Consider the following 23844-nt stretch of genomic DNA (forward strand, 5'->3'; position numbering starts at 1 on the left):
CGACCGGTGGAGGGACCGGTGGCCCCGCTCCTCACATGAGGCATTCAGAGATTCGAACAGTTCGTCGACACCGCCCTGGTGCGCGACGCGATGACCGACGGACCGGCTGACCGACTGACGAGGGTGCTGCCGGGCTGCCCTCAGCCCGGCAGCACCCTCTGTTTCTCAGTGCTCGAACGGCTCGTAGTCGAACCAGTCGAAGTGAACGGAGCCGGCGGAAGCGAACATCCCGAAGACCCGGCCCGTGAAGCCGCCGGCGACCTCCGTGGACAAGTACCGGCCGTCCAGCGAGGCGAGTTCGACGAAGGTGCCGTCCGCCTCCTCGAAGCCGATCGAGACGAAGTCGGGGCCCGTACGCGCATCGTTCACCGTGTGCACGGCGGCAGCCTCGATACGGAGAACCACAGGCCCCGGGGGTGTCGGCCGGGAGGCCACGACGGTGTGCAACGGGCCGATGCGGGCCCGCACTTGCACCTGGCCGGACGAGACCTCGACGGCGTAGTGATGGCGCTCGTCGAGGCGGACCGCCAGACCACCCTGCCCCTCGGCCGCGTCGACCAGGGTACGCACCCGGCACGACGGATGCTGCTGCCGCCGCCCCACGAATGTCACGTCGGCGTCGTCGAGCGATCCGCCGCGGGCGCGGAGGGTCAGCCAGCCGGGCTGTTCCTTGGTGGTGCAGTCCTCGGAGCTTCGCCGGCGCAGCGAGACCCAGCAGGGGGCCAGCTCGGTCGTGTCGAAGTCGTCCCGGCGCTCCGGCACCACGTCGTGCGGCTGGAGGGGCCAGGGGGGTGCGGGCAGGGCGGTCGACAGTTCGCCGACAACCGGCCAGCCGTCCACCCAGTCGACCGGCGCCAGGAAGGTCTCCCGGCCGAGTACGTGCCAGCCGGGGGTGCCCCCGCCCGGCCGCACGCCGAGCAGCACCATCCACCACGAACCGTCGGGTCCTTGGACGAGGTCGGCGTGGCCGGTGTTCTGGATGGGGTGGTCGGTGCTCCGGTGGGTCAGGATCGGATTGGCCGGGCACGGCTCGAACGGGCCCGTGGGTGCGAGGCCGCGGGCGATGGAGACGCCGTGGCCGCGCTCGGTGCCGCCCTCGGCGATGAGCAGGTACCAGTAGTCGCCGATCCGGAACAGGTGCGGTGCCTCGGGGGCCTTCGCGCCGGGCGCCCCGGACCACAGCTGTCGGCGCGGACCGAACGTCTCCCCGGTGTGGGGATCGATACGGATCTGGCCGACTCCGGCGGTGGTGCACCAGCAGTTGCCTTCGTCGTCCCAGGCGATGTCCGGGTCGATGCCGTGCACGCCGGGCAGCCGGATCGGATCGGACCAGGGGCCGGCCGGGTCGGTGGCCGTGAACAGCAGGTTGCCGTCACCGCTGACGTTCGTGACGATCAGCCAGAAGCGGCCGTCGTGGTGGCGCAGGGTGGGCGCGTAGATTCCGCCGGAGGAAGCCGAGTCCAGTGGCAGACGCAGTTGACTCGGGCGGTCGAGGGCGTTGCCGATCTGGGTCCAGTGCACCAGGTCCCGGCTGTGGAAGATGGGCACACCGGGGAAGTACTCGAAGCTGGAGCACGCGATGTAGTAGTCCTCGCCCGCCCGGCAGATGGACGGATCGGGGTAGAAGCCGGGGATCACGGGGTTGCTGACGGTGTTGCCCGTCTCGGGCACGCTCGACACCCTCATCGGTCCTTTCGCTGTTACGAAAGTTTCTTGTCCAACGACGGATAGTTTCCAAAGCAGGCTAGTGACGGCCCTCCTGGCGGTCAATGGCCTCGCGGGTCAGCTCTTGGGGGGAGCCGTGCTGGCCCGGACCGTCAGGGTCGTCGCGATCTCCAGCCCGGCCTGGGGTGCCTCCTCGCCGCGGCCGAGCGTGAGCGCCAGCTCGGTCGCGGCCACGGCCATCTCGGTGAGGGGCTGGTGAACGGTGGTCAGGGGCGGGTCCACCCAGGCCACCACCGGCAGATCGTCGAAGCCGACGACGCTCAGGTCGCCGGGAATGCCCAGACCGGCCTCGCGTGCCGCCTGGTAGACACCGAGCGCCTGCAGGTCGTTGGCGGTGAAGATCGCCGTCGGGCGCTCGGGCAGAGCCAGCAGGGAGCGCGCCGCCTGAAAGCCGTCCTCACTGGTGAGCGGCGTGTGCACGACGAGTTCCGGATCGATCTCCAGGCCGGCCGCCTGCATCGCGGAGCGGTATCCGTCCAGGCGGGCGCAGCAGTACAGCTGGTCCTGCGGGCCGCTGATCATGGCGATGCGGCGGTGCCCGAGTTCGGTGAGGTGTCGGGTCGCGGCCCGGCCGCCCGACCAGTTGGTGGCGCCCACGAACGGGACGTCGTCCGGCAGTTCCGTGGCCGGGTCGACGACGACGAACGGGATGCCCTTCGCCTTCAGCTGCTCCCGCTCGGCCTCGGAGAGCTGGGCCACGGACAGGACACAGTTCGGGCGCCGGGAGACGGTGTCGTCCCAGGTGGGCAGGTCCGTGTCGTGCAGCCCGAACTCGGACACCATGACGCCCACGCGGTGTTGGCGGGCCACCCGCTCGACACCGCGGATGATCTCGACCGCCCACATGTGCTGGAGCTCGCGGAAGACGAGCTCCACGACGTTGTTCCGGTTGGCGCCCGTCGGCTTGCGGTAGCCGTACTCGTTGACCAGGGCCTCGACCCGTGCGCGGGTGTCCGCGGAGACGCCCGACTTGCCGTTGATCACCTTGGACACGGTGGGGACCGAGACCCCCGCAGACTCGGCGATGAACGCGATCGTGACCGGCCGGGACGTATCGCCCTGTCCGTCGTTCCTGTCCACCGGCCCGTCAGCTGCGTTGTCCGCCAAGGTCGTCTTCCCGATCGTCGAACCGCCCTCGCCCGGCGCAGGCCTGGCGCGAATGCCGGTTGAACAGCGTCGTATGGATGTGCCCGGTTCATTCTGGCATCTCTTACCGCCGCATCTGTGGCCTCGGGCACATCTTCATGTTAACTTCTCCGCCGCGAAGCGCGAAAGTTTCTTTCTCTGAGTTGTATCTCTGTCGGTCTCGGACCGACCCCACGTGTCGCACACCCCCCAACCAGAAGGTGCACGTGATGACGAGGAGACTCGCAAGACTTCTTCCGCGACGACGCCGGTCGTCGCGCCCCCCGCGGAGACTGACTGCACTCGTCCTGGCGCTCGTCCTGCTCCCGCTGCTGCCCGCCGCCGCGCAGGCCGCCGATCCCCCCGTTCCTCCGCCCAGTGCCCCGGCCGCCCGCAGCGCGGTGGCGGCCATGCAGCCCGGGTGGAATCTGGGCAACACCTACGACGCCATCCCCGACGAGACGTCCTGGGGCAACCCGCCCGTGACCAGGGCCCTCTTCCAGAAGGTCAAGTCACAGGGCTTCAAGAGCATCCGGCTGCCCGTCACCTGGGGCATCCACCAGGGCTCCGCGCCCGACTACAAGATCGATGCGGCCTGGATGGCCAAGGTGCGCCAGGTAGTCGACATGGCGCTGGACGAAGACCTGTACGTGCTGCTCAACATGCACCACGACTCCTGGATGTGGGTCAACAACCTCTCCTCGGACCACGACGCCGTCCTCGCCCGCTACCGCGCCACCTGGACCCAGATAGCGGCGGAGTTCCGGGACAGGTCGCCCAAGCTGGCGTTCGAGAGCATCAATGAGCCCACGTTCAGCAACACGTCCGGCGACGACGAGAACTACCGGCTGCTGGCCGAGCTCAACAAGGCGACCCATCGGATCGTCCGCGACTCCGGCGGCCGGAACGCCGACCGCCTGCTCGTGCTGCCCACCCTGTACACCAACGCCGACCAGGGCCGCCTGGACGCGCTGGCCACCGAGCTGGCGGACCTGCGCGACCCCATGGTGGCCACGACGATCCACTTCTACGGCTGGTGGCCGTTCAGCGTGAACATCGCCGGGTACACCCGGTTCGACGCCACCTCGGAGCAGGACCTCACCGCCACCTTCGACCGCGCGTACAACACCTTCACCGCGCGCGGCATCCCCGTCGTCATCGGCGAGTACGCCCTGCTGGCCTACGACCACAACCGCCCCGGCATCATCGAACAGGGCGAACAGCGCAAGTACTTCGAGTTCCTGGGCGACTACGCACGTCGGCGACAACTCACCACGATGCTCTGGGACGCCGGTCAGTTCCTGAACCGCAACACCCTGCAATGGCGTGACTCGGAGCTGTTCGCCCAGATCAAGTCGAGCTGGACCACGCGTTCCGGGACCGCCTCCAGCGACATGGTGTTCCTCCCGAAGTCGGGCGCCATCGCCGGCCAGGACCTGACCCTGAACCCGAACGGCACCGACTTCCAGGGACTGCGGCACGGCTCCCGCAATCTCCTGAGGGGCAGGGACTACACCGTCTCCGGCAACCGCCTCACCCTGACGGCCGGCGCGCTCACCGAGTTGGCCGGCGACCGGTCGTACGGCGTCAACGCGACGCTGGAGGCGAGGTTCTCCCGCGGTGTCCCGTGGCGGATCGATGTGATCACCTACGACAAACCGGTCCTGTCGAACGCCTCGGGAAGCACCGGCGGCCTGTCCATCCCCACCCAGTTCCGGGGCGACATGCTCGCGACCATGGAGGCCAGGTACGACGACGGGAGCAACGCGGGTCCGGCGAGCTGGACTTCGTACCAGCAGTGGGACACCGCCTTCTCGGCGTACACCAACGACTCCATCAAGCTGACCGCCGAGTTCTTCAACTCCCTGCGGGACGGCTCCCGGGTGACGCTCACCTTCCACTTCTGGAGCGGTGCCACCACGACGTACCACGTCACCAAGTCGGGAAGCGCCGTGACCGGCTCGCCCGCCTGACCTCGTCGGCGCCGCTTCTCTGCGGGTCGACCCGGGCCCGTTGTCGAAGCGCTTCGACAGTCCCGGTTCCTGCTCCACCGCATCACCGCCGCGCGGCCGGCACCCGGCCGCGCGGCCCCAAGACCCTTCCTCAGGCCCATCGGCGAAAGCAGCCCGACCATGACCGACGAGATCAACCGCAGAACCCTTCTGAGCACGGCCGCGGCCGTGGCCGGTACCGCTGCGATGGCGCCGTTGCTGTCCGCGTGCGGCGGCGGTGGGCAGAGCACCGGCGGAACCAACACCAAGAAGGGGCTCAAGGCCGCGCTCCCGGCCTATGTGCCCAGCAGCGCCGTCAAGCCGGACATCCCGTCGGTCGCCGGCGGCACCGACATAGCGACCGACCCCGGCTTCCTCACCTACCCCGCCCAGCGGCCCCGGACGGTCGACGGCGTGCCGGGCAAGGGCGGCAGCTACACGGCGGTCACTCCGCTGTGGGGCACCGTCCCGTCCCCGGACAACTCCTTCAACCGCGCCATGAACAAGGCTCTGGTTCACGCTGCTCAGCGAGGCCGCACCGTCCCGCACGCCCCCCCATCCCCACCCGCACGCGGTTACGAATGTGTTCCAAACACTTGACGGCCACCTTATGACTGCGTAGACATGGCAGCGCAGTCAGACTGGCATCGACCGGCCCACTGCTTCGGATCATCATCGTCGGGAGACACCATGGCGCGAGGCACAGGACGGGGCGGGAGTACCGGCGCTCCGCGCAGCGTGGACGTGGCCCGGATTGCCGGCGTCTCCCAGAAGACGGTGTCCCGCGTCTTCAACGACGAGCCCTATGTCTCCGCCGAGTTGCGCCGACGTGTTCTCGATGCCGCGGAGGAACTCGGCTACCGGCTGAACAACGCGGCTCGGGCGCTGGCCTCCGGACGGACGCGGTCGATCGGCGTGGTGACGCTGGGGACCGCCCTGTACGGGCCCGCCTCATTGATCATGGGGGTCGAGCGCGCCGTACGGGACATGGGATACGCCCTCCGTGTGGTCAACACGGTGGAAGGCGACCCCGCCGGAGTCGTCGGTGCCGTGGACTCGCTCCTCGACCAGGGCGTGGACGGCATCGTCATCTCCGAGCCGATCGACGACGGGCGGGACGGAGATCTCGCAGCCCGCCTCGACGTGGACGTACCCGTCCTCGTCCTCGGCGCGCCGCCGTTCTCGGCGCCCAGGTCGCTGGTGGCCGGCGTCGGCGCCGACGTCATGGCGCGGACGGCCACCGAGTACCTGCTGGACCTGGGACATGTGACGGTCCATCACCTCGCGGGGCCGCAGCGGTGGTTCGCCGCCCGGGACCGTGCGCAGGGCTGGCGCTCCGCGCTGGTCGGGCACGGCAGAGCGGTGCCGCCGGTCATCGAAGGCGACTGGTCGGCGGCCTCCGGTTATGCGGCCGGCCGACGGCTGGCCTCCGACGGCGACGTGACCGCGGTGTTCACCGCCAACGACGACATGGCCATCGGCCTCATCCGGGCCCTGACCGAAGCCGGCCGACGCGTGCCGGAGGACGTCAGCGTGGTCGGCTTCGACGACATCCCCGTCGCGGCCTACGTGACTCCTCCGCTCACGACGATCCGGCAGCTTTTCGACGTCGTGGCGCAGGATGGGATCAAACGCCTCGTGCACACCATCGAGAACCCGCAGGCGGACCCCTTGCCGGCGAGCGAGCCACCGGTCGACCTCGTCCTCCGCGCCTCGACCGCGCCGCCCCCCACCCGGGCACCCCTGGGTCGTGGTCGTCGCCGTACCGCGTCCCGTCCGGACGGGTGCGGGCCCGCCCCGCCCGCGGAGACGATGGTCCCCGCCCAGAACTGACCTGGGCGCGGCAGCCCGGGCGACAGCCTCCACCGCCGGGCACGGGATCGCAGGCCGAGCCCGCGCACCGGTCCCTGCGTCTGCCGTCCCTTCCCCGACGTGTCCCCGCAGACCGCGGAAACCCCGCGGCACCGGGGACGCACCTCGCCTCCTCTCCTCAACCCCGCGGCCGCTGAGCAGCAGTCCCGCCGCAGCACCTCTCCGTTCCCTCCCCTGCCTCCCCCGGCCACCGGGTTCCCGCCGCAGCAGCGGTAAGCCCGCCGGGTGAGGCCACGAGGACGTACCCCCGGCCCTGTCGGACCCGTGTCCTGGCCGCCACGTCCGTTCCCTGTCTCTCCCTCGTCACCCCTTGTTCCGCATGCCCTCGTCCGGCGTGCCTTCCCTCAGCCATCGGCGGGAGTTCACCATGTTCAGAATCCGTTCCACCCCCAGCCCCTCCCAGATGAGCCGCCGGCTCTTCCTCACCGCAGCGGGAGCGGTCTCGCTGGGCGCCGCCCTCACCGCCTGCGGCGACAGCGGCGGCGGCTCCTCCGCCTCCGCGAAGCCGGTGAGCCAGGCCGACATCGACAAGGCGATGAAGACGCCGACCGAGCTGACCTTCTGGACGTGGGTCCCGGACATCGCCAAGGAGGTCGCCCTCTTCGAGAAGAAGTACCCGGCGATCAAGGTCAAGGTCGTCAACGCCGGTCAGGGCACCCCGCAGTACACCAAGCTGCGTACGGCGCTGAAGGCCGGCAGCGGCGCCCCCGACATGGTCCAGATCGAGTACCAGGCGATCCCGACGTTCACGATCACCAACAGTCTGCTGGACCTGCGGCCCTACGGCGCCGCCGCGTTGAAGAACACGTTCGTCGACTGGACCTGGGGACAGGTCAGCGGCACGAACGGCGAGGTGTGGGCGATCCCGCAGGACACCGGCCCGATGGGCATGCTCTACCGGCAGGACATCTTCGACAAGCACGGCATCGAAGTCCCCACCACCTGGGACGAGTTCGCCGAGGCGGCCCGCAAGCTCCACAAGGCCGACCCCGACGTCTACCTCACCAACCTCGCCGCCAACCAGGTCGCCGCATGGCACGGCCTGCTGTGGCAGGCGGGCGGCAAGCCGTACGTCACCTCCGGCAAGAGCGACATCACCATCAGCGTCGACGACGCCGTCTCGCAGAAGCTCGGCACATACTGGGGCGGCCTGGCGAAGGAAGGAGTCATCGGCGTCGAACCCGACTTCACCGACGCCTGGTACTCCGCGCTCAACAAGGGCAAGTACGCCACCTGGATCACCGCCGCCTGGGGCCCCGTGTTCCTCTCCGGCTCCGCCAAGGCCACCGCGGGCAAGTGGCGAGCGGCCCCGCTGCCGCAGTGGGACGCGTCGAAGCCGAGTTCGGGCAACTGGGGCGGCTCGACCACCGCGGTCATCCGGTCCACCAAGAACCCCATCGCGGCCGCCCAGTTCGCACAGTTCCTCAACAGCGACCCGGCCAGCGCGAAGATGTTCGCCACCGAGCAGTTCTTCTTCCCCGCGACCAAGGCCCTGCTCACCGACGCCTCATTCGTGGGCGACGCGCCGACCTTCTACGGCGGTCAGAAGGTCAACCAGGTCTTCGCCGACATCAGCTCCACGGTCAGCTCCTCCTTCCAGTGGCCGCCCTTCCTCGACCAGGCGGCCACCGACTGGACCGAGACCGTCGGCAAGTCACTGGCCGACGGCACCGACACCGCCCGCGCTCTCGGGACCTGGCAGTCGAGGCTCACCACGTACGCCAAGAAGCAGGGTTTCACCGTCCACTCCTGACGGCCCGCCGGGTCCCGCTCCACGACGCGGGACCCGCCCCGTCCCCCCACCAGCACCATCCCTCTCAGAAAGGGCCGACGATGACCGCAACAACCACGGCCTCTCCCAAGGGCCGGCGCCGAGACGGGCCGAGACGCCCCGGGCTCGGCGGCGCGAGCCGGCGCCGGTCGGCGGGGCCGCTGTTCGTCGCACCGTTCATGGTGCTGTTCCTCCTGCTGTTCCTCGCGCCGCTCGGCTACGCCGCCTACCTCAGCCTCTTCCAGGAGCGCCTGATCGGCGGCACGGCGTTCGTCGGCCTCGACAACTACACCCAGGCCCTCACCGATCCGCAGTTCCTCCACGGCGTCGGCCGCGTGGCACTGTTCTTCGTGATCCAGGTGCCTCTGATGCTGCTGCTGGCGCTGCTGTTCGCGCTCGCCCTCGACAGCGGACTGCTGCGGCTCGCCCGGGTGATCCGGCTGGGCATCTTCGTGCCGTACGCCGTGCCGAGCGTGGTGGCCTCGCTCATGTGGGGCTATCTGTACGGCCCGGACTTCGGCCCGTTCGCCCAGATCGCCCAGAAGCTGAGTCTTCCCGTCCCGGACTTCCTCAGCGAGGGCTGGATGCTCGGCAGCCTGGCCAACATCGTGACCTGGGAGTTCGTCGGCTACAACATGATCATCCTGTACGCCGCGCTGCGCACGATCCCCACCGAGCTGTACGAGGCGGCGGCCATGGACGGCGCCGGCGCCTGGCGCATCGCCTGGTCGATCAAACTGCCCGCCCTGCGCCCGGCGCTCCTGCTCACCCTGCTGTTCTCCGTGATCGGCAGCTTCCAGCTGTTCAACGAGCCCAAGCTGCTGATGAACATCGCCCCGGACGTCATCACGAGCTCCTACACCGCCAACCTCTACGCCTACACGCTCGCCTTCACCGGCCAACAGGTCAACTACGCGGCCACCGTCTCCTTCCTCCTCGGCCTCGTCATCGTGATCGCCTCCTACGCCGTCCTGCTCACCGCGAACCGCAGGAGGACTCCGTGACCACCCTCACTCCCCCGGCCGCCGTCGCACCGGCCGCCGAGCGCACAGCCGGCAAGTTCCGCAAGCGGCACCGGCCGTCGGCCCGCCGCCGCAGCACCCCGCTGACCATCGCCATGCTGGCCGCCCTCGCCTACTTCCTCCTCCCGCTGCTCTGGCTGCTGATCGCCTCGACCAAGAGCACGCAGGACCTGTTCAACAGCTTCGGCCTGTGGTTCTCGCACGCTCCTCAACTGCTGACGAACATCAAGGAGACCTTCACCCAGGACGACGGCGTCTTCGTACGCTGGCTGCTCAACACGGTCATGTACGCGGGCGTCAGCGCGGTCGGCGCCGCACTCCTGGCCGCCGCCGGCGGTTACGGCTTCTCCAAGTTCCGCTTCCGCGGCGACCGCGCCGCCTTCAACCTGGTGCTCGGGGCCGTCATGGTGCCGACCACGGCCCTGGCGATCCCGACCTACCTGCTTTTCGCGAAGGCGGGCCTGGTCAACACCCCGTGGGCGATCATCCTGCCCTCCCTCGTCAACCCGTTCGGCCTCTACCTGATGCGCGTCTACGCCGAGGACGCCGTCCCGGACAGCCTCCTGGAGGCAGCCCGCATCGACGGCGCCGGCGAGGCCCGGATCTTCTTCCGCATCGTCCTCAGGCTGCTGAGCCCCGGCCTCGTGACCGTCCTTCTGTTCACGCTGGTCGCGACCTGGAACAACTACTTCCTGCCGCTGATCATGCTGAACGACCCGGACCTGTACCCGGTCACCGTAGGCCTCTCCTCCTGGGCCGCTCAGGCGCAGAACGGGGGAGCGGGCGCCAGCAGCGACATGTTCGCGCTGGTCGTGACCGGCTCCCTGATCTCGATCGTCCCGCTCGTCGTGGCGTTCCTGATGCTGCAGCGGTACTGGCAGAGCGGACTGGCCTCCGGCGGCGTCAAGCAGTAGCGCGCACCACCCGTACATCTCCCCATCTCCTCGGAGGTTTCCCCTCATGGCGGCTCTGCCTGCCCGTGTCCTCTTCGGCGCCGCGTACTACCACGAGTACACGCCCGCCTACGACCCCGAACTGCGGCCCGACGAACAGCTGAAGACCGACCTCGATCTGATGGTCGAGGCCAACTTCACCGTGATCCGGGTCGGCGAGTCGGTGTGGTCCACCTGGGAGCCGGAGAACGGGCGGTTCGACCTCGACTGGCTCCAGCCCGTCCTGGACGGCGCCCACGAGCGCGGCATCTCCGTCGTGCTCGGCACCCCGACGTACGCCGTACCGCCGTGGCTGGCCCGCCAGTACCCGGAGATCACGGGTGAGCGGCGCACCGGCGAGCGCATCGGCTGGGGCGCCCGCCAGGAGGTCGACTTCACCCACCCCGCCTTCCGCTTTCACGCCGAGCGGGTGATCCGCAAGATGGCCGCCCGGTACGCCGACCACCCGGCGCTCATCGGCTGGCAGGTGGACAACGAGCCCGGCCTGCACCTCTTCCACAACCAAGGTGTCTTCCAGCGCTTCGTCGACCACCTGCGCGAGAAGTACGGCGACGTCGAGACCCTCAACCGCGAATGGGGCCTCGTCTACTGGTCCCACCGGCTGTCGACCTGGGCCGACCTGTGGACGCCGGACGGCAACGAGCAGCCCCAGTACGACGTCGCCTGGCGGGAGTTCCAGGCCCGGCAGGTCACCGAGTTCATCGGCTGGCAGGCCGACCTCGTCCGTGAGTACGCCAAGCCCGAGCATTTCGTCACCACCTGCATCTCCTACACCCGTCAGGGGGTGGAGGACGACGAGATGACCGACCGCCTCGACATCGCGTCGGGCAACCCGTACTACGACATGCAGGACGGCCTGCTGCTGCCCGACCCGACACCCGACGCGCACGAGCAGAAGTGGAAGACCACCGGGGTGTGGTCGATGTACCAGACCGCCGACTGGATGTTCTCCTCCCGCCAGGCACCTTTCCTGGTCACCGAGACCAACGCGAACTCCATCGGCTTCCCCTGGGACAACCGCCCCGGTTACGACGGCCAGTGGCGGCAGGCCGCGTGGGCGCATGTGGCTCGGGGCGCCCGCATGATCGAGTACTGGCAGTGGCAGACGCTGCGCTTCGGCGCGGAGACGTACTGGGGCGGTGTCCTGCCACACAGCGGAAAGCCGGGCCGCACGTACGCCGAAGTGGCCCGGCTGGGAGCCGAGTTCGACAAGGCGGGCCCGCTCGTCGCCGGTATCGAGCCGGACGCCGACATCGCGATGGTCTACTCGATGCCGAGCAAGTGGCTGATGCAGAAGTACCCGCCGCTCGCGACGCCCGAGGGCGAACCGGACCCCGCCGCGTACCACCGCATCTTCGACCCCTTCTACCGGGGCGCGTTCGACGCCGGCCGCCAGGTGCGGATCGTCCACGCCCGGCAGCTGCGGACGGGCATGACGGCGGAGGAGGCCGTGCGACGCCATCCGGTCCTCGTCGCCCCGGCCCTGTACGTCGTCGACGACGCCACGCTGGACTGGCTCGCGGCCTACGCCCACGCGGGCGGCCACCTCGTGCTCGGCCCGCGCACCGCGTACGCCGACCATGAGGCCCGTGCCCGGCTCGACCCGGCCCCCGGGCGTCTCGCCGGGGCCGCGGGCGTCACCTACGACGAGTTCAGCAACCTCGCCCATGGCGTCCGGGTGCACGGTGTACCCGGCGGCCCGCTCCAGGTGCCCGCGAACGCGACGGCGACGCACTGGATCGAAGGTCTCACGGTCGTCGACGCCGATGTGCTGGCCTCCTACGACCACCCGCACTTCGGTCGCTGGCCGGCCGTCACGACCCGCCGCCACGGCGCCGGTCGCGTCACCTCCGTGGGCACCGTGCCAGGGCGCGACCTCGCCCGGGAACTGGCCGCCTGGCTGGCTCCTGCCACCCGCGGCGGGTGGCAGGGTCTCCCGGCGTCCGTGACCGCGACGACCGGCACCTCCCCCGACGGACGTCGCGTCCACATCGTGCACAACTGGAGCTGGGAGCCCACGAGCGTCCAGGCCCCGGTGGACCTGTCCGACGCCCTGAACGAGCATCCCGTACCGGCCGGCACCGTGCTGGACCTCGGCCCGTGGGACGTACGCGTCCTCGTCGCGGAATGACTGTCTGACCCCCTTTTTACCCGCAGTCGGAGAGCCCGGGCATCACCGTGGTCATCCCCAGAAGGAGGAACTGTGCAGAGAAGAAGGCTAGGAAAGGCGCTGGGAACATTCGCCGCGTCGTCCGTGTTGCTGGCCGTTCCCGCGTCCGGTGCGCAGGCGTACAGCCCGACGGGCGGGACCCTGTATCAGCTCGGCAGCGAACCGTGTCTGAAGGGGCGGGGCAACTGTGCGGTCTACCCCAAGTCGGCGCAGCTGCCGAGCGGGCGGCTGGTCGCGGCGTTCGAGAAGTCCACTGTCGTGACGGAGACGGGCAGCGCCGACAAGCAGACGCTCCCGGTCTACAAGAGCGACGACGACGGCACGACGTGGCAGCCGCTGGCCGAGGTCAAGGCCCCGGCGTACATCTCCAGTGACGCCAAATACGCGAAGTACACGAGCAACTGGACCAACCCGTACCTCTACACGCTTCCGCAGGACGTCGGTGACCTGAAGCAGGGCACGCTGCTCCTGGCGACCGTCGTGTCGGGCGACGACTACTACTACAAGGAGCACAAGGCGGCCGACCCGAACTGGGCGCCGTCCAACGACGGGGACCGCAAGGACCTGGCGATCGCCCTGTACTCCAGCACCGACGAAGGTGCGACGTGGAAAATCCAGAACGTCGTCGCGACCGGCGGCTGGCAGGGCGGCAGCGCGGGCGCGCTCGGCCAGAACATCGCGAACGCCAACACGAACAAGCAGGTGGATCCCCTCTGGGAGCCGTACCTGATGGTCCACAAGGGCAAGCTCGTCTGCTACTACTCCGACGAGAACGACTACACCGGCTTCGACGCGAGCACCGGCGTCCCGACCCTCGACCCGGCGAACGACACCTCCAAGGACTCCCTCGGCCAGATCCTGGTCCACAAGACCTGGGACGGCCGTAGTGCGCAGTGGAGCGCTCCGGTCGTCGACATCGCCGGTCTGACCCAGGACATGGGTGGCGGCAAGTCGGAGATCGGTGGCGGACGGCCCGGCATGACGAACGTCGTCCGTACGACGGACGGCAAGTGGATGATCACCTACGAGTACTGGGGCGGCGGAGCCAACACCCGGTACCGGATCGCCGACGACCCGCTGAAGTTCTTCACCGGCTCGGCCACCGGCACGGGGGTCAACTCTCTGCCGGTCGACACCGGTTCCCACGCTCTCTCGGCGGGCGGCAGCCCGGTGCTCATCCGGCTTCCCGGTGGGCGCCTGGTCTACAACGCCGCGGGCAGCGGCAACGTCTGGGTCAACGAGAGCGGACGCTCCGACGGCGTGTGGAAGGAGTACCAGACGACCTCGCAGGCCGGCTACAGCCGCAACCTGCAGTATGTCGAGGGCACCGGCCGTATCTCGATACTCAACAACCAGGGCACGTCGACGCTCAAGTTCGCCGAGATCGATCTCGGCCACTCGGACGGCCTCTACTACCAGTTGGTGAACCGCAAGACCGACCAGGTGATCGGCACCGGGAACAAGACCAACGACGCGAACCTCGGCAACGGCGACGTGCCCGACGTCCGTCTGGAGGCCCCCGGTTCGGCGGCGAACGCGGACACGCAGTTCTGGCACGTCGTGACCGAGCCGAACGGTGGCAAGACCCTGCTGAACAAGGCGGGCGGACGCGCGGCGGCGATCTGGACCGGCAACGCCACGGTCGGCCAGAAGATCGGCCAGTGGGTGGACGACAGCGCCACGGGCAGCTGGAACCTCGTCAAGACCGACGACGGGTTCTACAAGCTGCAGTCCGTCAAGAACCCGAACCTCTACCTGACCGGCGCCTCCGCCGGGGCGCAGCTGACTCTGCAGAACGCGGCCACGGACGGATCACAGGACTGGGAGCTGGTCCAGTAGAACCCCGTTTCCAAGGGCGGACCTGACAGGACCACCGGTCGGGCCCCGGCGATCGAGCCGGGCCCGGCCGGTTCCTTCTGCCCGGCAGCAAGCGCCTGAGGTCGTGGGCATTCCGCTGAGCGGGACACGGGCCGGTCGGGCAGCACAGGGCCCTTTGCCCGCGGACTGCGACGAAGAGCCTGGTCACAGGCGTATTGGAAGGTCTCACACAGGTCCCGTCAACGTGCGGGACCCTTTTTCTGCACACCTCTCATTGATTGTACCGACCGTTGGGTCTATCTTTCCGGCAGCCGCATCGAGGCTCCGCACGGACATCACCCATGGCTGTGCCGGTGCCCCTTCCCCCGCATGCAACGCCCCGGACCGGGGCCGCTCTCCGGTTCGCCGCTCACCCATGGAAGGCCCGCGATGTCCCAGACCCGAACCGCCGCTCCGCCGGCCGAAGAGAGATCCCCCTCCACCGGCCGCAACGTCCTCGTCGTCGTCGCGCTCGTGTGGACCGTCCAACTGGTCGCCCTCATGGCCGCCTTGTCCGGCATCTCGCAGGCCGAGGTCGCGATCCACTTCCGGACCACGGAAATCGCGTGGTTCACCCTGATGACCCTCCTGACCGGCACCTTCTTCCTGCCCTTCGCGGTCAAGGCCGCGGCCCTCTTCGGCAAGAAGCGCGTCCTGCTCGTCGCCACCGGGCTCGGCTTCGTCGGCGACCTGATCGCCGCCCTCGCCACGGACTACCGCACCCTCCTCATCGGGCGCGGCATCGCCGGCGTCTACGCGGCCACCGCCCCGCTCGCCTACGCCATCACCCGTGACGTGTTCCCCCGCCGCTGGGTCGGACTCGCCAGCGGGATCCTCGCCGGCGGTGTCGGCCTCGTCGCCTTCGGCGGGCCGTTCCTGTCCGGCTGACTCCTGGACGACCACGGCTTCCGCGGCGTGCTGTGGTTCATGGCCGTCAGCACCGCCGTGAGCTTCGTGCTGGTGGCGGCCTTCGTGCCCGAAAGCCCGGTCCGAGAGGCGGGCGGCCGGATGGACTGGGTCGGCGGCGTTCTCCTCGGGGGCGGGATCACGGCGCTCGTCTACGCGGTCGGCCAGGGCTCGCACTGGGGCTGGGACAGTGCCGAGTTCGCCGCCTATGTCGCCGGGGCGCTGATCGCGCTGATCGCCTTCGTCCTCGTCGAGCGCCGGGTCGCCGAACCGCTGTTCCCGCCGGCCATGACCCGGCGTCGCCCGGTGTGGACCGTCCTGCTGGCCGCCTCCGTGGCGGCCGGCTCGCTCAGCGCCGTCGGCGTCGTGATCCAGATGCTGATACTGATGCCGAAGATCCCCGGCGTCTCCGAAGGCCTGGGCTGGTCAGGGACCCACAACGCCATCGTCACCAGCCCCATCAGCGCCATGATCATCGTTGCGGCCGTCGGCACCGGCGTCCTGGCCCGCCGGACGGACGCACGGATCCTCCTGGGCACCGGCTCCGCGCTCACCGTCCTCGGCTACGGCATCGGCACCCAACTGCACCACAGCGCCCCCCAGATCGTGGGGATGGGCCTCATCGCGGGACTCGGCACCGGCATGGTGATGGCCATCGTGCCCATCATGATCATCGAGGTGGTCACCCCCGAGGAACAGGCCCTGGGCAACGGCGCCCAGACCCTCGGCCAGGGCGTCGCACAGATCGTCGTCTCCCAGCTGGCCTTCGTCGTGATGGCACAGCACGGGGCGATCATGCACGGCACCCAGTTCTACCTCGACACCGGCTTCACGAACGGCCTCTGGCTGGTGGTCGGATGCTGCGCCCTGGGCACGCTGCTCGTCCTCCTCATCCCCAGGAGCAAGCGCCTCGACGAGGCCGAGGTCGGCCAGGCGGCCTGACCTCGCGACCTCGGCGCGCACCGCCCGGGACCGGCTCCGATCGTTTCCCCTCCTCGGCCGTTCGGCCGGGAAGACGGAGCACGGAGCCGGTTCCGGCTGAGCCACCGCCGCCCGAGCGATCGGCCACCGAGCCGCTGCCGCCCGGCGAGCCGGCCTCCCCACCGATGCCGACCGAGCGATCGGCCTCCAGGTCGCCGCCGCCCGGTGGGCTCGCTCGCGGACCGCTCATCGGCTCACCGGGCGCAGACGCAGCCCTTGCAGCCCGCCGTCCACCGCGAGTGCCATACCGGTGGTGGCGCCGGACAGGGGGCTGGCCAAGTAGGCGATGGCGCCCGCGACTTCGGCGGCCGAGACGAGTCGGCCGGTGGGCTGGCGGGCCTCCAGGGCGGCGCGCTCTGCGGCCGGGTCGTCGGCGGCGTCCAGGAGGCGGCCGACCCAGGGGGTGTCCACCGTGCCGGGGTTCACGCAGTTCACACGGATGCCCTCGCGGACATGATCGGCGGCCATGGCGAGGGTCAGCGAGAGGACCGCTCCCTTGGTGGCGCTGTAGAGGGCACGCTGTGGGAGACCCGCGGTGGCGACGATGGAGCAGGTGTTGACGACGGCCGCGTGGGACGACCGGCGCAGATGGGGCAGGGCGGCGCGGGTGACGCGGACCGTGCCGACCACGTTGACGTCGAGCACGCGGTGCCATTCGGCGTCGTCGTTGTCCTCGACGGTGCCCTGGGCGCCGATGCCCGCGTTGTTGACGACGACGTCCAGCCCGCCGAGCTCGGCGACCGCGGCGGCCACCGCCTCCCGTACGGAGGCGTCGTCGGTGACGTCGGCGCGGTGGGCGAGCATCGGCTTCTCGACCGACGACGGGTCCAGGTCCAGGACGGCGATCTGGGCGCCGCGCGCGGCGAGAAGTTCCGCTGTGGCCCGGCCGATGCCGGAGGCACCACCCGTCACCAAAGCCTTGAGCCCCTGGAAGTCACTCATGCGGCCTGCCTCTTCTGCGCGTCGATGCCCGTGTCGGCGAGGTCGGCGGCCCGGAAGGCGCCGCCGGGGAACGTGAACTCCGCGATGGACTCCGGTCGCTTCGCGGCCGAGGAGCCCGGCGTGGTGGGTGCCGTGGTGGGTGCCGTGTGATGACCCCCTCGGATCACCACCGGGTCGAGGAAGTGGTCGTGCAGATGGTCGACGTACTCGATGACCCAATCCTCGGTCGTATCGATGGCGAACTTGGCGTGGAGGCCGTAGGGGTCGACTGCGGTGACGCGGGCGGTGGTCGACGACACAGAACCCCTTTCAGTCGTCACGAGGAGCTCGGCTCATCTGAAGTATTCATCAGACCTATCTGGCACCACAACACCCGAAACCTCCAAGATCCACCCGATTTCCGTCGAATTCGTCGGATCACGCCTACTCAGGGAGGCGGCGGCGCACCCGATCCGGCCCGACGACCGTCATGATCGCGACCGGTAGAGCCCGAACTCCGCCATGCGCGCGGACTGTCGCGTTCTCGTCACTCTCAGTCGCCACCTGCGGGCTCGGACGGGCCTCGGCAGCAGCAGGATGCGGCTCGCGCCGATCGTGCCCGCGGTGGCGACGGTGCTCCAGCCGCCCGTGCCGTCGGCCTCGACGACGCACCCCTCGACCTGCTGCCCCTCGCGTATGTCCTCCGCGAGACGGATGCGGTCCACCTCCCGTACGGTGCCGAGGTCGACCGTGATCGTCCCCGGTGAGGTGGTGACCCGGCCGCCGAGAGCCAGGTTCTCGGGCAGCTCCCGGTCGATGCGCTCGCGGAACTCCCGGAGCCGGGTCACATCGGCGGCGGGGAGAAGGCCGTTCTTGTCCGGCGGGATGTTCAGCAGCAGTACGGCGTTGCGGCCCACCGAGCCGAAGTAGATGTCCGTCAGCTGCTGAACGGACTTCGGCTGTTGGTCTGCGTGGTAGAACCAGCCGTCGCGGATGGACACGTCGGCCTCGGCCGGCCACCACTGGAGGTAGTCGGCCACGGGCCGCGCGGCGACCAGGGCGGCCCGCCCTCCCATGTCGGGCGCGTCGTACGAGAGCGCGAAGTCCATGCGCCCGTTGTCCTTCTCCTGGACGGGTACGACGCTCCACTCGTTCTCTCGCGCGAACCCGCCCTCGTTGCCGACCCAGCGCACATCGGGGCCGGAGACGGCGATGGTGGCGTCCGGGGCGAGGGTCCGGATCAGCGTGTACCAGCTGTCCCAGTCGTACTTCTCGACCTTGTCCGGCGGGATGCGGCCCTGGGCGCCGTCGAACCACACCTCGTCGACCGGCCCGTACTCGGTGAGCACCTCGTAGAGCTGGTTGAGCATATGGGCGCCGTAGTCGGTGGCGGGGAGCGTGAAGGACGCGCCTCCGCCCGGGCGGTCGTCGCCCTCGACCAGGGTGGGGACGGTGCGCTCGCTGCGGGCGCTGCCGTTGGCGTAGACGCCGTGCAGATACTGGTTCTCGTCGGCGGGCGAGACGTAGACGCCGACCTTGATGCCGTGTCGGCGCATCGAGTCGGCGAACGAGCGGAGTACGTCGCCCCGTCCGCCCTGCCAGCTGCTCGACGCCACGGTGTGGCCGGTGTAGCGGGAGGGGTAGAGGACGAAGCCGTCGTGGTGCTTGACGGTGAGAATGGCGAGTTTGAAGCCGCCGTCGCGCAGGGCTCTGGCCCACTGGTCGGTGTCGAGGCCGACCGGCTGGAAGACATCGGGGTCCTCGTCACCGGTGCCCCATTCGAGGCCGGTGAAGGTGTTCACGCCGAAATGCAAAAAGGCCGTGCGTTCCAGCCGCTGCCAGGCGATCTGCCGTGCGGTGGGCCGGACCTGGGAGGCCTTGCGGACGAGTTCCGCCTCGGTGTCGTCGGGGCCGACCGGGATGCGGGAAGAGGGTTCAACGAAGGCCGGGGATGGCGGTACAAAGGGGGTGCCCGTGGCGGACGCGGGTGCCGCGAGGGTGAGGGAGGTTCCGCCGGACGAGGCGACCGCGACGGCCGCCGTGACGAAGAGGCGTCGGGAGACGGACATGCGTGCAGAGCTCCTCGGTTCGGTTCAGCGGGCGGTCAACTGCCATACGGCCTGGGGCTGTTGGTCCGGTGGGTACTGCACGAGCCGTCCCCCGTCCGCGATGTGCACGGCCATCCGGGTGATGGCGTTGACGAGTATGTGACCGCCGGCCGGCCCGGGCTCCAGCACCCAGCGCTGCAGGGTGTTACCGACGGCGCAGATCTCCTCGGTGACCGCGCTGCCCGGCTCCAGCGGGACGTTGAGAACGATCCTTCCGCTCCGCGTCTCCAGGCATCTGCCGCTCGCGACGGATATGAGAGTCACGTATCCGTCCGGGGTGCGGCGCACCGTGTAGTCGGCGGTCACGGCCCCGCTGCGGAAGGTGTATGTCCCGTCGGTGACCGGCACCCGGGTCAGGTCGCGCCACCCCGGTGCGTGTCCGACCACTGCCGCCCTGGCGGTGAACTGGGTGTACGTCGCGTCCGGGTGCGGTGTGCCCCAGGTGGCCTGGGCAAGGTGCCGCAGGGCCGGGTCGAGATCGGTGGAAACCTCGTTCTCGGTCTCACCGCGCCCGTTGTCCGGCCAGAGGCTGATCTTCGCGCCGGTGATGCCCTTGGGGGAAGCGAGCTTCTCGCCCTCGAAGCTGCGTGGGTCCCAGTGCTGGTCGTACAGGCCCTTGGTGTCCGTGTGGAAGCCGCCGCGCACGAGATAGAGGGCGTAGGCGGCGTTCATCAGCGGGTAGCCGTCGGCGATGAGTCGGCTCGGTTTCACGGCCACGTTCAACCAGTGCTCGACGGTCGTGCCCGCCGTGACCGGCACGGTGTTGGCGCCGGTGAGTCCGTCGTTCCAGATCCGCAGCTTCTTGCCCTTGCTCGCCGCGTACGTGTGGACGCGGTTGACGAAGTCGATGAAGGCGTCCTGCGGAGTGGCGTTCTCCCCGTACCTGGCCCGCGCGTATCGGAGGATCTGTGGGTACTTGGCGAAGTCGGATCCGAGCATGTACTCGTCGGCGCCCATGTGCCAGGAGGCCGCCGGGAAGACCTCGGCGTACTCGTCGATCAGGCTTGTGTAGTAGTCGTAGGCGGCCTGCTGGGTGACGTCGAGCCGAGCGGGCTGTTTGTCGCCGTCGTCGTCGGTGAGCTGCAGGTCGGGGCGGTTCTCGATCCAGGGGTCCATATGGCCCGGGGAGTTGATCTCCGGGATGATCTCGACGTGGTACTTCTCGCCGAGGGCGACGAGACGGCGGATCTCATCCTTGGTGTAGTAGCCCCAGGTGTTGGCCTCGGGGTGGGCGTCGCTCTTCACCTTGAGTTCCAGCAGGAGCTGGTTGAGCTTCTGGTACGCCATGTCGCGCACCAGGTTCTCCAGCCACTCCGTGGAGATGTGGATGTAGCAGGCGCAGACGCCGACGCCCCGCTCGGCGTACCGGGGCACGTCGACGGTCCGTCCGGCGGGTACGCGGTCGCTCTGGGCCAGGAGCTGGAGCAGGGTGCGGGTGCCGTAGAAGGCACCGGTGTCGGTCCCGCCGGTGATCGACAGGCGGGAGCCCGCGCGGAGTTCGTACCCCTCGGCGCCCAGCCGGGCCGCGGACGGGTCGACGTCGACAACGATGTCTCCGGCCCGCGCGCCACCCCGTACGACGGGGACTCCACCGTGGCCCGCGGCGCCCAGGTCGTCGGCGAGCGTTCGGGCCACCGCCACGGCCGCGTCGTCCCCTGCCACGATGCGGGCGCCGGACCTGAAGGCGTAACTGCCCTGTCCCGCCGTCCAGTTGGAAAGCGAAGGCACCGTGACGGGAGGCGGTCCGGCCGCCGTCCCAGCCACCGCGGGAACAGGGGCCGCGACCAGCACCAGTCCCACCACGACACCGACCACTCTGGACCAGGCCATACCACTCCACCTCACAGGCAGATGAAGGCATCGGATGTCTGCATCCTTGAAGTGTTTCCATCACCTGTCAATGGGGCTGCCGGATACGCAAGTTGAGAGAGGTGATCGGATGACCGGTTCCGGTCTGTGAAGTCGACTCTCGACGTGGTGCCGACCCACAGGGCACAGTGCTCCCACGCACACCACACCGACAGGGAGCACCCGTGACCAGCTGGGTCGGCCGGACCGCCGTCGAGATAGCCGCCGCCGTTCGGGAGAAGCGGATCACACCGCGCGCGGTGGTGGCAGAGCATCTGGCGCGGATCGAGGCTCTCGACGGGCGCGTGGGCGCGTTCCGCACGGTCCGCGCGGCGGTCGCCCTGGCCGAGGCGGACGAGGTGGCCGCCCGCGCCGACCTGGCCGAACTCCCCCTGGCGGGCGTGCCGGTGGCCGTCAAGGACAATCTCCCGGTGCGCGGCGAGTCCAACCGACACGGCTCCGCCGCGACCCCGGACACACCGGCGGACCACGACCATGTGACCGTGGCCCGGCTGCGCGCGGCGGGTGCGGTGGTCGTGGGCCTCACCAACATCCCCGAGCTGGGGGTTTTCGGCACCACGGACGGGGTGCACGGCATCTCCCGCAACCCGTGGGACCTCACCCGTACGGCGGGCGGCTCGTCTGGCGGCAGCGCGGCCGCGGTCGCCGCCGGGTTCGTGCCTCTCGCGCTCGGCAACGACGGAATGGGCTCGCTGCGCATACCGGCCGCGAACTGCGGTCTGCTGGGCCTGAAGCCGGGCTTCGGCGTCGTCCCTGCGGATGTCGGGCACGGCGACTGGTTCGGGATGACGGAGAACGGCCCTCTCGCGACGACCGTCGAGGACGCCCAGCTGATGTTCCGGGTGCTGGCGGGCGACGCGGAAGCCGCCGGAAAGGCCGGCTCCGACATCGCACCGCCGTCCGAGTACGCGGCGTCAGCCCTGAGAATCGCGCTCTCCGTACGCAGCCCCCTGGCCGGCGTCGCCGTCACCCGCCCGTACGCCGATGCCGCCCGCGCGGCGGCGAAGTCACTGACCGGGGCGGGGCACCGGGTGCGGCCCGCCGATCCGCCGTACCCGCTCTGGCTGGGCACGACGTCGCTGGCGCACTGGACGGCGGGGACGGCGGTCGACGCCGAGGGCCTCGATCCGCAGCGGCTGACCCGGCGGACCCGGGTGCACGCGGCTGTGGGGCGCCGTTTCGAGAACGGCGTTCGCAAGAGCGGGCGCAGGGATCAGTTGCGGCGGCGGATGGAGCCGTTCTTCGCCGAGCACGACGTGCTGCTCACTCCCGCGCTCGCGCGGCGAGCCCCCGCCGCCGCGAACTGGCACGAACGGGGCTGGCTGCCTAATCTGCTGGTCAACACGTACTACTCGCCGCTGACCCCGGTGTGGAACCTGACGGGCTGGCCCGCGCTGTCGGTGCCGTTCGGCACACTGCCGTCGGGCGCTCCGGGCGCCGTGCAGCTGGTGGGCCGCCCCGGTTCGGAGCTGGAACTCCTGGCGGTGGCGGGCCAGTTGGAGCGGTCGGCCCCGTGGCGGCGGACGGCGCCGCTCGACTAGAGGTGGAGCGCGGCCTGGCAGGCGATCACGAGCTTGTCCGTTCGCGCGGCCAGGCCGCGCCACTCCTTCAGCCCGCTTGCCCCTCCCGAAAGACAGAAGCGGACATCAACCCACGTACCGCCCTGTGACCCCGTCCGGCCGTCGCCTGGACGGGGAGGAAGTCGTCGACGCCCAGGCGGTTCCACGGCGGCATCGGCATCCCGGCCGGGGTCGGGCTGGCCGCGTCGAAGGCCCACAACCGGGTCAGCGCCACCAGGTCCTTGGTGACATTGTCACGGCGGGCCCCCGACTGCCCGGCCACATGGTCGGCCCAAGCAGCGCTGGGAGACGGTGTCCTGGGTGGCGGTGTCCTGGGTGGCGACCGCGTCGTCCAGCACGGTGGAGTCCAGCGCCCGGCGGTGCTTGCCCTTGAGGACACCGGTGGCCTTCACGACCTCGCGCACGGCCTCGAAGATGCGGTTCGGGCGGGCGGAACGGGCCAGCCGGCGGCGGAAGTAGGCCAGCAGTGACGGATCGAACGCCATGTCGTGAAGGCCCAGCCCGCATCCTGCCTTCCACCGCAGATCGCACCGCAGTTCCTGGACCGTCTCGAAGTCCGACAGCCCGTGCAGGGCCTGCAAGGTGATCGCGGCGGCCAGGATCTGCGGCGGCATGCTCGGCCGTCCGTTCGCCGACGGATACATGTCCACGAACATCTCGGCCGGGAACAGCTCGCCACGACGCTCGGCCAGAAACGCGAACACACTCCCGGCCGGGATCAGATCCCGGCACGTCCCCCACACGTCCGGCCCGACCATCTCGCCGACCCATTCACCCATCGCCACATGACGAGTCCGGCCCTTCCGCTGACGCGGCAGGGCCAGAACCCAAGATCTTCATGAGCCTCTGGCCAGTCAGCTGGAGCCCCTCACTCCGGGCCGGTCGATCAGCAGATCCGCCCTTGATCGGCCACTCCCGTGGGAGGCCCCGGTGCAGTGACGGCGACGGGTCCGCGGGTACAGGTGCGCGTGCGCACACCTGTACCCGCGTGTC

At 69.8% G+C, this 23844-nt stretch carries 17 protein-coding genes and 3 pseudogenes; 13 read left to right on the forward strand and 7 right to left on the reverse strand.

Features of this window, described 5'->3' with window-relative positions; translation table 11 throughout:
* Nucleotides 1–165 precede the first annotated feature (165 nt).
* Nucleotides 166–1686 (reverse strand): glycoside hydrolase family 43 protein, encoded by a 1521-nt coding sequence (locus SGFS_RS11810; RefSeq protein WP_286249804.1) that lies wholly within the window; start codon nt 1684–1686, stop codon nt 166–168.
* A 96-nt stretch (nt 1687–1782) separates the two neighbouring features.
* The gene (locus tag SGFS_RS11815; RefSeq protein ID WP_286259892.1) at nt 1783–2805 is read right to left on the reverse strand and encodes a LacI family DNA-binding transcriptional regulator; all 1023 of its coding nucleotides are present in this window, start codon (nt 2803–2805) and stop codon (nt 1783–1785) included.
* Here SGFS_RS11815 and SGFS_RS11820 point away from each other — a divergent pair.
* From SGFS_RS11820 to SGFS_RS11870, 12 genes and pseudogenes are all read left to right on the forward strand, one after another.
* Nucleotides 2720–3013 carry a hypothetical protein gene (locus SGFS_RS11820; protein ID WP_286260456.1) on the forward strand — a complete coding sequence of 98 codons (294 nt, stop codon included), beginning with the start codon at nt 2720–2722 and terminating at the stop codon, nt 3011–3013. The two genes, SGFS_RS11815 and SGFS_RS11820, sit on opposite strands and share 86 nt — an antisense overlap.
* Nucleotides 3014–3260: 247 nt before the next feature.
* A pseudogene (locus SGFS_RS51815) lies at nt 3261–4136 on the forward strand (glycoside hydrolase family 5 protein); the annotation flags it as partial.
* 156 nt (nt 4137–4292) lie between these two features.
* On the forward strand, nt 4293–4823 hold the full coding sequence (locus tag SGFS_RS51820; RefSeq protein WP_434028191.1) for a X2-like carbohydrate binding domain-containing protein: 531 nt from the start codon (nt 4293–4295) through the stop codon (nt 4821–4823).
* A gap of 159 nt (nt 4824–4982) precedes the next feature.
* A complete protein-coding gene (locus SGFS_RS11830) occupies nt 4983–5441 on the forward strand; it encodes a hypothetical protein (RefSeq protein WP_286249806.1) in 459 nt (152 codons plus the stop codon).
* Nucleotides 5442–5531: 90 nt separating this feature from the next.
* Complete coding sequence (locus tag SGFS_RS11835; RefSeq protein ID WP_286249807.1) at nt 5532–6674, forward strand: LacI family DNA-binding transcriptional regulator; 1143 nt, start codon at nt 5532–5534, stop codon at nt 6672–6674.
* 406 nt (nt 6675–7080) lie between these two features.
* The gene (locus SGFS_RS11840; protein ID WP_286249808.1) at nt 7081–8466 is read left to right on the forward strand and encodes an ABC transporter substrate-binding protein; all 1386 of its coding nucleotides are present in this window, start codon (nt 7081–7083) and stop codon (nt 8464–8466) included.
* Between the two features lie 80 nt (nt 8467–8546).
* Nucleotides 8547–9488: a carbohydrate ABC transporter permease gene (locus SGFS_RS11845; RefSeq protein WP_434026835.1), complete on the forward strand. Its 942-nt coding sequence runs from the start codon at nt 8547–8549 to the stop codon at nt 9486–9488.
* Complete coding sequence (locus SGFS_RS11850) at nt 9485–10420, forward strand: carbohydrate ABC transporter permease (protein ID WP_286249809.1); 936 nt, start codon at nt 9485–9487, stop codon at nt 10418–10420. The genes SGFS_RS11845 and SGFS_RS11850 overlap by 4 nt, the downstream gene beginning before the upstream one ends.
* 46 nt (nt 10421–10466) lie before the next feature.
* On the forward strand, nt 10467–12590 hold the full coding sequence (locus SGFS_RS11855) for a beta-galactosidase (RefSeq protein WP_286249810.1): 2124 nt from the start codon (nt 10467–10469) through the stop codon (nt 12588–12590).
* Between the two features lie 72 nt (nt 12591–12662).
* Nucleotides 12663–14468, forward strand: a complete 1806-nt coding sequence (locus tag SGFS_RS11860; RefSeq protein WP_286249811.1) for an RICIN domain-containing protein — start codon at nt 12663–12665, stop codon at nt 14466–14468.
* 408 nt (nt 14469–14876) lie between these two features.
* Nucleotides 14877–15374 (forward strand): MFS transporter, encoded by a 498-nt coding sequence (locus tag SGFS_RS11865; RefSeq protein ID WP_286249812.1) that lies wholly within the window; start codon nt 14877–14879, stop codon nt 15372–15374.
* A gap of 39 nt (nt 15375–15413) precedes the next feature.
* A complete protein-coding gene (locus tag SGFS_RS11870) occupies nt 15414–16334 on the forward strand; it encodes an MFS transporter (RefSeq protein ID WP_286249813.1) in 921 nt (306 codons plus the stop codon).
* Nucleotides 16335–16559: 225 nt separating this feature from the next.
* Here the strand turns inward: SGFS_RS11870 and SGFS_RS11875 are convergent, their stop codons facing one another.
* The 4 genes and pseudogenes from SGFS_RS11875 to SGFS_RS11890 form a co-directional block, all read right to left on the reverse strand.
* Complete coding sequence (locus SGFS_RS11875) at nt 16560–17315, reverse strand: SDR family NAD(P)-dependent oxidoreductase (protein WP_286249814.1); 756 nt, start codon at nt 17313–17315, stop codon at nt 16560–16562.
* Nucleotides 17312–17545 (reverse strand): annotated as a pseudogene (locus tag SGFS_RS11880) (fuconate dehydratase); the annotation flags it as partial. The pseudogene SGFS_RS11880 and the gene SGFS_RS11875, both read right to left, overlap by 4 nt.
* Nucleotides 17546–17782: 237 nt before the next feature.
* On the reverse strand, nt 17783–19363 hold the full coding sequence (locus SGFS_RS11885) for an alpha-L-fucosidase (RefSeq protein WP_286249815.1): 1581 nt from the start codon (nt 19361–19363) through the stop codon (nt 17783–17785).
* 24 nt (nt 19364–19387) lie between these two features.
* Complete coding sequence (locus SGFS_RS11890) at nt 19388–21232, reverse strand: family 20 glycosylhydrolase (protein ID WP_286249816.1); 1845 nt, start codon at nt 21230–21232, stop codon at nt 19388–19390.
* Between the two features lie 203 nt (nt 21233–21435).
* Here SGFS_RS11890 and SGFS_RS11895 point away from each other — a divergent pair, with 203 nt between their 5' ends.
* Complete coding sequence (locus SGFS_RS11895; protein WP_286249817.1) at nt 21436–22812, forward strand: amidase; 1377 nt, start codon at nt 21436–21438, stop codon at nt 22810–22812.
* A 335-nt stretch (nt 22813–23147) separates the two neighbouring features.
* On the opposite strand, the pseudogene SGFS_RS11900 reads toward SGFS_RS11895, so the two are convergent.
* A pseudogene (locus SGFS_RS11900) lies at nt 23148–23630 on the reverse strand (transposase); the annotation flags it as partial.
* Between the last annotated feature and the right edge of the window lie 214 nt (nt 23631–23844).

It is taken from the genome of Streptomyces graminofaciens (assembly GCF_030294945.1).
Lineage (GTDB): Bacteria > Actinomycetota > Actinomycetes > Streptomycetales > Streptomycetaceae > Streptomyces > Streptomyces graminofaciens.